The sequence below is a fragment of the Flavobacterium frigoris PS1 genome (assembly GCF_000252125.1).
Taxonomy (GTDB): domain Bacteria; phylum Bacteroidota; class Bacteroidia; order Flavobacteriales; family Flavobacteriaceae; genus Flavobacterium; species Flavobacterium frigoris_A.
Genome location: NZ_AHKF01000042.1, coordinates 1 through 1,268 on the forward strand (window position 1 = coordinate 1; position 1,268 = coordinate 1,268).

The window sequence follows — 1,268 nt, forward strand, 5'->3', positions numbered from 1 at the left end:
GGATTCGTGCCTTTACTTTGTGTTTGATAAAAAGAGTAACTTTATTCAAAGAAAAACAGAGGTGAACTTTGATTCGCGCTAAGCTTATGACTTAACTACCGCATTAGTCCTCTGTCTTCTCCTTGAATCCCGTTGAATTGCTTCAAATAGAATGATAGACATTAAGGTCTAATAAAGGCTCTAAAGAAGTTCAACATTTTTATTTATCTTAAAATCAAAGTTATGAAAAATTATTTATTTTATGTAGGCATTGATGTTTCGAAGTTAAAATTGGATGTTGTTGTATTGAATAGTAAATCGATTAATCAAACTGATCATTTTATTGTTGAAAACAATCAAAAAGGAATAAAATCGATTGTCACCTATTTACAAAAAAAGAAGATTAATCTCATTACAACTTTGTTTTGTTATGAAAGTACGGGAGTGTACAATTATCCTTTAAATGTTTTTCTTTCTGAAAAAAAGATTGATTATTGGGTTGTTCCGCCATTAGAGATTAAGCGTGCGAAGGGTTTAGTAAGAGGTAAAAACGATAAAACAGATGCTAAAGACATTGCTTATTATAGTTTACGAAATATTGACAAACTAAATCTTTCATCAGTGCCCGAAAAAGAGATTCAACAGTTAAAATTACTTTTTAGCGAAAGAGAAAAACTAGTAAAAGCAATCCTACTCTTTGAATCATCAAAGGAAAACAGAGGGTTTATGTCTAAAGACGTATACAAAGAAATCGCACTTATAAACAGCAAGACCATCCAAAATCTTAAGAACTCTTTAAAAGGTATTGAGAAAAAAATGAAGGCAATAATAATCAATACTGAACAACTGAAACAACAATATGACTTAGTTAAAAGTATTCCTGGAGTTGGAGAACAGACTGCTATTTACTTTATAATTGCAACAAAAGGGTTTAAAGCCTTTAAAACATGGCGTAAATTTGCTTGTTATTCTGGTGTTGCGCCTTTTGAATACAGTTCTGGAACCAGTGTAAGGGGGAAAACGAAAGTTAATCATCTTGCGGACAAAAAGATGAAGTCTTTACTTCAAATGTGTGCTATGACAAGTATTAAATATGATCCTCAATTAAAAGAGTATTACACAAAAAAGAAAGCTGAAGGAAAAAACGGAATGCTTGTTCTAAACAATATAAGATGTAAAATTATTAGCAGAGTTTTTGCTGTAATTAACAGGCAAACACCATACATTAATACATATAAATTTGCTGGATAATTTAACGTTTTCTAGTTGTTTTTTATCATAGAATGCGG

General features: G+C 30.6%; 1 protein-coding gene. It reads left to right on the forward strand.

What is annotated here, in order from left to right:
- Positions 1 to 222 precede the first annotated feature (222 nt).
- Positions 223 to 1,230 (forward strand): IS110 family transposase, encoded by a 1,008-nt coding sequence (locus HJ01_RS16915; RefSeq protein WP_007139733.1) that lies wholly within the window; start codon positions 223 to 225, stop codon positions 1,228 to 1,230.
- Positions 1,231 to 1,268: the final 38 nt, after the last annotated feature.

Excerpts from the sequence above, each read along its gene's own strand:
- HJ01_RS16915 (WP_007139733.1), top strand. The coding sequence starts at position 223 with ATGAAAAATTATTTATTTTATGTAGGCATTGATGTTTCGAAGTTAAAA.